The following is a 6,775-nucleotide window of genomic DNA, read 5'->3' as shown; positions in this document are numbered from 1 at the left end:
TGAGTTGCCTGCGTGTCACGACCACAGTCCTACCGGATTCCGCCCCGCGAACAGGACAGAACCCAAGAATGATCACGACACCACACAGGCCCTAGGGGCGGCCTCGGGAGACGACCTCGACGCGGGCCGTGATTGGGGGAAAAAGCACGGCGGGACCCTTTTCCGACGTCTTGTGTACGTGAGACGCGTGAAACCCACGGGGCTGCTGCTCCGGTTCTCCCGGTCTCCCATCAGAGCCAGAACACTTCACTGGTCCCTACCGAACTGGCGAAGCCGTTCGTCACGATCACGCGCACCAACAGCTCCTGCCCCAAGGCGAACTGGCTGGGGTCCACCGTCAGAGACGGCGCCTTCAGCCCCACGCCGACGGTCTGCCAGCTCCGGCCCTGGTCGGTGCTGACCTGGACGGAGAACGTGTGGCCCTCGTCCGGGGGCCGGTCAAGGTCCACTGCGATCTTCAGCCTCTGGCGGTCGAAGGGCACCGCACGCACGACCCGCGCCACCGGCAGCGCTCCGCCGGCGCGGAAAGTGTCCACTACCCTGCCGGCGACCACCAGTTCGATCACACGCGCGTCCGGTCCGGCGGAGACCACCGCATCCACCAGGCCCACTCGGTCCTCGTCGGGGCCGAGTTCGGAATCGAGCTTCACTGGTGCCGGGTGGAGCCCGACCACCTTCCCGGCCCGGGTCACGAACCGGAGGACGACCGAACTGTCCGATTCGGGGGCCGTGGGCGCGAGATTCGGCACAGGGTTGACAAACTGGATCTTCCCTTGGCGTTGCGTCAGGTTCACGGTGGCGACCACATGGACCGTGCTCTCGTCGGGGGCCGTGTCGGTGGAGGCGATCGCGGACGCCGGCATGGCTTCCTCATCCCGCAGGCGACGCCAGATTCCGAGGTAGGTGTAGACGGACGTCCACAGGCGGTCGCAGTAGGTCATGACATCGTGCCACTGGGTTCCGGCAGGGCGATCATCGGAAGGTTGCGGGTCGGGTCCCCTCCGAGGCCAGGGTGGCCGACGTCGAAACCGGCGAAGCCCGCGTCGTTGGTGGACAGCTGGCCGGCGGCGAAGGGGTAGTTGTTGCGGTCTTCCGTGCTGTTGTTGGGGCAGAACCCGGGATGGAGCCGGCCGAGCGTGTGGCCGAGCTCGTGGCCGCCGTACCAGTCGCCGTACGAATCGTCGGTGTCCCAGGTGAAACTGGCCGTCGGTGGCGACGAGCCGGGGACGCCCGCCGGGCCGCAGGCCACGACGCGCGGGTCAGGGTTGGCGGCAGGGACACTCGCCGCGCTGCCGCGCATCCAGAAGCCCCCGTCACCGACCAGCCCGTAGTAGTGGGTGCGCGCGTCGGTGCCGGCATTGACGTCCTGTGCCCGGATCGCGGCCAGCTGGGCATTGATGTCATCGGAAGTAAAGGGTGGCGTCGCCGAGGCGGCCACCTCGCGCACAGCGCCGCTCCGGACCCTGGCTACCGGGTAGGCCCGGAGGAGCCAGGAGTCCAGCATGAGGTAGTCGATGTCGCGCGGGGTGTGGGTCGTCGTCGTTGGCGGCAGGCCCCACTGGTAGCTGAACCCGATGACCTGCAGTCGCAGCGGAGGGCCGTCATGGAAACTGACGGTGGGCCGGCGTTCGTTGCCGACCGCCATCGGGTTGCCGGTCGCGACGTCGCTCACGCTGGACAGGCGTATGGCCAGCTGCCCGGCCAGGGTGGAGGTGAGCGGTAGGACGAAGTTCAGACTGCGGGCCGCGTCGTTGCGCGTGGGGGTGATGTTGCCCGCATCGGCGGGGTTGAGGGTCACTGTGTTTTCCGACGCGATGACCACCGGCGTGGCCGTCGGCGCCGATCTGACGGACAGCTCGCCCCGCACCGTGACGGGCGCGCTGCCGTAGAAGCTCAGGTACGCCCGCACGACGGTCCGTTTCTGAGCAACCAGCGGCACCGAGTGGCCGAGGTCCTGCACCGCCTGAGTGACCTCCAAGGCGTCCATCTGCAGCGGGCTGCGGTCGGCGGGCAGCTCGACCGCGAACACTGGCCGCGCTGCGTTCCGCGGTTCTGCGCGAGGAGCCCTACGGCCCGTTCGGCGGCTTGCCGGAGAAGGTACGGGTCGACCGCGGCAAGGACTTCCTGTCCAGGACGGTGACCGCCGCGTTCGATCTCCTGGACGTGACGGTGGAGGACCTGCCCGCCTACACCCCCCACCTCAAGGGCACGGTGGAGGGACTGAACCGGGCGGTGGAGAGCATGTTCCTGACCGCGCTGCCCGGCTATGCCCGCCAGCCGCGCCCCGGCAAACGCTCTTCCCGCCCCAAGGACGAGGTGCTGCTCAGCTTTGAGGATTTCACCGCCCGGCTGCTGGCCTGGACGGTGTGGTGGAACACCGAGCACTGCCCCGCGCCGTTGCGGGGCAGGACCCCGCTTGAGGCGTGGCAGGACGATCCCACCCCGCTGCGCGACGTGCCGGCCGCGGATCTGTGGACGTTCACCCTGGAAGACGCCGGCACGCGCAGGCTGACCACCCGCGGCATCCGCTTCAGGAAGCGCGACTACGTGGGGTCGTGGATGACCGGCCAGGCCGGGATCCAGGTCCGGGTCCGCTTCATGCCCCACCACGACCACCGCATCGAGGTCTACCACGCTGCCACCGGCCGCTACCTCGGTCCCGCGGACCTGGCTGATCAGGCCACCGAGGAACAGGCCAGCGCCGTACGGCGGGACCGGGCCGCCCGCACCCGCCGCCTGAAGAAAGACCTGGAAGCCTCACAGCTCGAGCGCTACGCCGCCGCCACCCAGCCCGCCGCCCCCCAGCGGCTCGGCGCGCTGACCACCGCCCAGGCCGAGGCCGAACTCGCCCAGGCCACCGACACCGACCTATCGGACCTGGCGCTGCCGGACCTCATCCCGCCAGCCGCACCCCCCGCCGGGTGGCGCACCCCTGCTTCCCTGACCGCGCTCACCACGCCAGGCCGGCCCGCCCCGCTCCCGTCCGGCCGTCAATCCGCTCCTGCCCCCAACGGCCGGGGCGGGCAGGCCGCCGCACAACCCACCACCCACCAAGACGGAGACGCCTCGTGACCGCGGCCACCTATCAGTACGTCGACCTTCCCGACGCGTCCATCGTGACGACTCGCGCCCTGCTGACCGCCAGGGAGAACATCGCCGACACGGTCGCCGCGCGGGCGATGATGTGCATCCACGGCAACGCCGGGTTCGGCAAGACCCTCGCGGTCAACACCTGCCTGCGGGAACTCGAGGAGACAGCGGGCGAGGAGGTGCCGGGTCACCTTCCGCGCACGCCCCACCGCCCGCGCCGTTCGCTACGAACTCTTCGACGCCCTCGACCTCGCCGGCGAGCCACCCAGACATCCCAGCGAGTTCGACCGCCTCCTCAAGACCACCCTGGCCGAGCGGCCCCGCACGTTCCTGGTCGACGAGGCCCAGTGGCTCAACGGCGAGGCGTTCGAGTACTTCCGCTACCTGTGGGACGAACCCGCAACCCAGCTCGCGATCATCTTCGTCGGCGGCGCCGGCTGCCACACCGTGCTGCGCCGCGAGCCGATGCTCTCCTCCCGCGTCTTCATCTGGCAGCAGTTCAACCGCCTCACACCGCAAGAGGTCCAGCAGGTCATTCCGCTGTTCCACCCCGTGTGGGCCGACGCCGACCCGGCCGACATCGCCTTCGCGGACAGTCACGCCGCCCACGGCAACTTCCGGGCCTGGGCCCAGCTGACCGCCCACATCCGCACCGCTCTGGCCCGCACCGGACGCCCCAAGGTCGACCAGGAGCTACTGCGCTGGGCCTTCAGCCGCCTCGCATGACCGCCACCCCCACGAACCACGCCGAGCCGCCGCCGGTCGTACTCGTCCTGGACCCGTACGACAACGCGGCACACATCCACACCGCACTGGCCGCCCACGACCCGGCCGCCGGCCGAGTCACCCTGCACCCAGGCCCGGGCACCACCAGCGACACCGCCCTCGCCCACGACCTCCTGGCCGCCCTGGACAGACCGCCGCTACTCCCCGGCCACTTCCGCTCCGGCAGACAACCCGCCTGGGAGGCCGCCACCGCATGGATCCGGGCCGCCCCCGTCACCCGGCTCACCGTCCTGCGCGCCCACCTGCTGACCCTCCGCCGCCTGCAGCGCCTCCTGCACCTGCGCGACGTGACCGGCCTGCACCTGACCCTGGTCTGCCACCGCCCCCGCATCCCCGCCGCCCTGCACCAGGCCCTGCACCTCGTTCCCCACACCTGCATCGGCGACTTCGAATCCGCCCGACGCCACTACGGCGCTCCCGCCACCCCGCCCAGCACCCCCCAACGCGGCAGCAGCGCCCGCCGCTGGATCACCATCCCCGCCCTGGACCGCCTCGTGTCCTACGACACCACCGCCTCCTGCCCCGGCCCCTGCACACCACCCCCGCCCGAGTAGCAGCAACGTCGGCCGCCGCGCCCTGTCACGCCCGCAACCGCCCGCGAGGCCGCCGGCAGAATCCGCGTCTCAACAGCTCACCCCCGCCTGGCCGGAGCTCTGGCCGCCACCTTGTTCACCGGCGCCTCCTTCCAGCAGCTCACCACCGCACGCACCGAGGACTACAACGACACCCCCGCCACCCTCGCCCTCCACGACTCCACCCGCTGCACCGACGGCTGTGCCACCCACCCCGTGCCCGACTGGGCCCGCGTCTTCCTCCGCGCCGCCGCGTGCTTTGCCGAGCTCACGCCCACCGCAGACCGGTGGCTGCTGGCCTGCCCCGGCGACCGGCCGCTGTTGCTGCGGCTGGCCGAGCAGGCCAAGCTTCGCCCGCCGCAGCCTCCCGCCGGACAGCGGACCGGCCCGCGGTCCCGCACCGAATGGGACTGGCGCGAACGCAAGGAAGCCGGACGCTACGACGCGATACTGGCCGCCTATCACGCCAGCCGGCAGCCCCCGGCCCCAGGCGACTGAGCCTGCCGGGCACCGCCACCACGCGGATCACCCGGCCCGGAACCGGGCACCAAACTCCCACGCCGCCGCCCGTCAGGCGTAAGAGCACTCAGCCGACGGAGAAGTCCGCGAACTCCAGATCGCTGAAGGAGACCTGGAGACCATGAGCACGCCGGCCACGGTCCCGGAAGTAGGCGTGCTCCAGCGCACGGGCGAGGATGACCATCTGTTGCTGCTCGCCGGCTCCGGCGTCGCCGGCGGCGAACAGCTCCCGGGCGACGGCACCGGACAGGGGCTGGGTGATCAGCCGCAGCCGGGGATCGTCGGAAGACCCCGCCGAGGAGGTGTACCCGAACCGCGCCCTGGTGTGGAACACGAAGCCGCCCGCCTCGGCCCCCGCGCGCAGGCGGGCACGGACCCGCGGCTGCCACCGGGCCCTGACGGCCTCCTCGATCACCCGGGCGTGCACGGGCCCGGGACGGCGCCGCCCGCCCGGCTTCGCCGTGACCCACCGCTGCACGGTGCGCTGGGAGACCCCCAGCAGGACAGCGAGATGCCTTGCGGAGCCCTTCTCCACCTTCAGCAGGAACTTCAGCCCGGCATCGACGCCAGCCGGAACGGGCCGGGTACGCAAAGCACGCTCCAGCCCATCCGCGATCTCCCCCAAGGCCCCACCTCTTCAAGCCCAAGCCGCCACGGCGCATGGTGCAGATTCTCAGGAGCTGTCCAGTCAAGCCGGCAAGTACTCCCAAGAAAAGTCCGGAAGCAGTAGGTCGTGATTCTCCTCGCCGTCCGTCGGATGCTTGCCAGTGCGGCCGTTCCAGCCCGGTAGCTCGTTGTCCCAGACAATTGATCGGAAGCCGGTGTGTGTGGCAAGTGACCCGACGCCTTTGGCGAACTGGCTGATAATCGGGCGGTTGGCCTTGTCGCTTGCCCACGTCTCGAACAGCACTGTCCCCGGCGGTGGCGTGCTGCCGAACACGTACTGCCAAGTGGCAGCACGGCTTACCAACGTCCGGCGCTTCGGCACGATGGCACTCATGGCGGTGTATGCCTTGTCGAGCGCCGGCTCTGCGGACAGTGTGACAACGCCGTCGGCAATGCCAGCCTCCAACGATCGATAGAGGATCAAAGAGGTATACGCGACGCGGAACTGTGCATAGAAGCCGTCGATGATCCCGTTCGAGGCAATGAGGCCAGGATTTTTCATCGCAACCGACAGATTGCCGGCTCTGTCGAGTGTGTTTCCGCCTTGTGAAGTACCCGGCGCTCCTGTGCACTTGTAGGCCACAATCTTCAGATTCGGACCAGCTCGGCGTTTTGCGCTAGCCAGTGCTGTCGCCGTGTTCCCACTGCTCTGTTCGTAAAGACAGTCATACGTAACCAATCGCTCAGTCCGACTGACGTCGATCAAGGAATGCAGCATCGTTTGGTTCAAGCCGTTAATGCCCGTGCTGTAGGCCGCCACCACGGACGTCCGATAGTCGACCGGGCGGCCCACCGCAACCTCGAGCGCTCGGCGAAGGTCCAGCTCGTTGATACCGACACCCCAACGTTTCTCTCCCGGGTTCGGTTCGATCCCAGGGACCAAAATCAACGCGGATGGTTCCGGGCGTGCGGCTACAGCGGAACGTAGCCCGTGCCGATTCATCTCCCATTGGACGCCGTAGAGCACGGAAACCCGGATCGGTGGATTCCATGCGCCGCCGGCAAGCTCATCGCGGCGGGCGATGGTGGAGGGCGACACGTACACCCATATTGAGCCGAAACTGATGGGTTTCCTATTGGATCGTGTAGCGGACGTGCCGGCCGTGGAAGTAGCCGGTCACGATGTGGGGTTGCCGCTGCCG

8 protein-coding genes and 1 pseudogene are annotated in these 6,775 nt (G+C 69.4%); 5 read left to right on the top strand and 4 right to left on the bottom strand.

Annotation, left to right across the window (positions count from 1 at the left end; translation table 11 throughout):
* Positions 1-230: 230 nt before the first annotated feature.
* Together ACFY04_RS43385 and ACFY04_RS43380 are read right to left on the bottom strand one after the other, a co-directional pair.
* The gene (locus ACFY04_RS43385; protein WP_389126559.1) at positions 231-941 is read right to left on the bottom strand and encodes a hypothetical protein; all 711 of its coding nucleotides are present in this window, start codon (positions 939-941) and stop codon (positions 231-233) included.
* Complete coding sequence (locus ACFY04_RS43380) at positions 938-2,029, bottom strand: hypothetical protein (protein WP_389126557.1); 1,092 nt, start codon at positions 2,027-2,029, stop codon at positions 938-940. The genes ACFY04_RS43385 and ACFY04_RS43380 overlap by 4 nt, the downstream gene beginning before the upstream one ends.
* A gap of 56 nt (positions 2,030-2,085) precedes the next feature.
* On the opposite strand from ACFY04_RS43380, the gene ACFY04_RS43375 reads away from it, so the two are divergent.
* The 5 genes and pseudogenes from ACFY04_RS43375 (at position 2,086) to ACFY04_RS43355 (ending at position 4,946) form a co-directional block, all read left to right on the top strand.
* Entirely contained in the window at positions 2,086-3,072 is a 987-nt protein-coding gene (locus tag ACFY04_RS43375) for a Mu transposase C-terminal domain-containing protein (RefSeq protein WP_389126555.1), read from the top strand.
* A gap of 246 nt (positions 3,073-3,318) precedes the next feature.
* Positions 3,319-3,483 (top strand): annotated as a pseudogene (locus tag ACFY04_RS43370) (ATP-binding protein); the annotation flags it as partial.
* A 54-nt stretch (positions 3,484-3,537) separates the two neighbouring features.
* The gene (locus ACFY04_RS43365; RefSeq protein ID WP_389126553.1) at positions 3,538-3,816 is read left to right on the top strand and encodes a hypothetical protein; all 279 of its coding nucleotides are present in this window, start codon (positions 3,538-3,540) and stop codon (positions 3,814-3,816) included.
* A complete protein-coding gene (locus ACFY04_RS43360) occupies positions 3,813-4,430 on the top strand; it encodes a hypothetical protein (RefSeq protein ID WP_389126552.1) in 618 nt (205 codons plus the stop codon). The genes ACFY04_RS43365 and ACFY04_RS43360 overlap by 4 nt, the downstream gene beginning before the upstream one ends.
* A gap of 111 nt (positions 4,431-4,541) precedes the next feature.
* Positions 4,542-4,946, top strand: a complete 405-nt coding sequence (locus ACFY04_RS43355) for a hypothetical protein (RefSeq protein ID WP_389126551.1) — start codon at positions 4,542-4,544, stop codon at positions 4,944-4,946.
* A gap of 88 nt (positions 4,947-5,034) precedes the next feature.
* Here the strand turns inward: ACFY04_RS43355 and tpg are convergent, their stop codons facing one another.
* The gene (tpg, locus tag ACFY04_RS43350; RefSeq protein WP_389126549.1) at positions 5,035-5,592 is read right to left on the bottom strand and encodes a telomere-protecting terminal protein Tpg; all 558 of its coding nucleotides are present in this window, start codon (positions 5,590-5,592) and stop codon (positions 5,035-5,037) included.
* Between the two features lie 63 nt (positions 5,593-5,655).
* Positions 5,656-6,672 carry a hypothetical protein gene (locus ACFY04_RS43345; protein WP_389126548.1) on the bottom strand — a complete coding sequence of 339 codons (1,017 nt, stop codon included), beginning with the start codon at positions 6,670-6,672 and terminating at the stop codon, positions 5,656-5,658.
* Between the last annotated feature and the right edge of the window lie 103 nt (positions 6,673-6,775).

The organism is Streptomyces sp. NPDC001549 (assembly GCF_042894025.1).
Taxonomy (GTDB): domain Bacteria; phylum Actinomycetota; class Actinomycetes; order Streptomycetales; family Streptomycetaceae; genus Streptomyces; species Streptomyces kutzneri.
The sequence above is the reverse complement of the archived record's forward strand: the minus strand, read 5'-3'. Positions and strand labels throughout refer to the sequence as shown.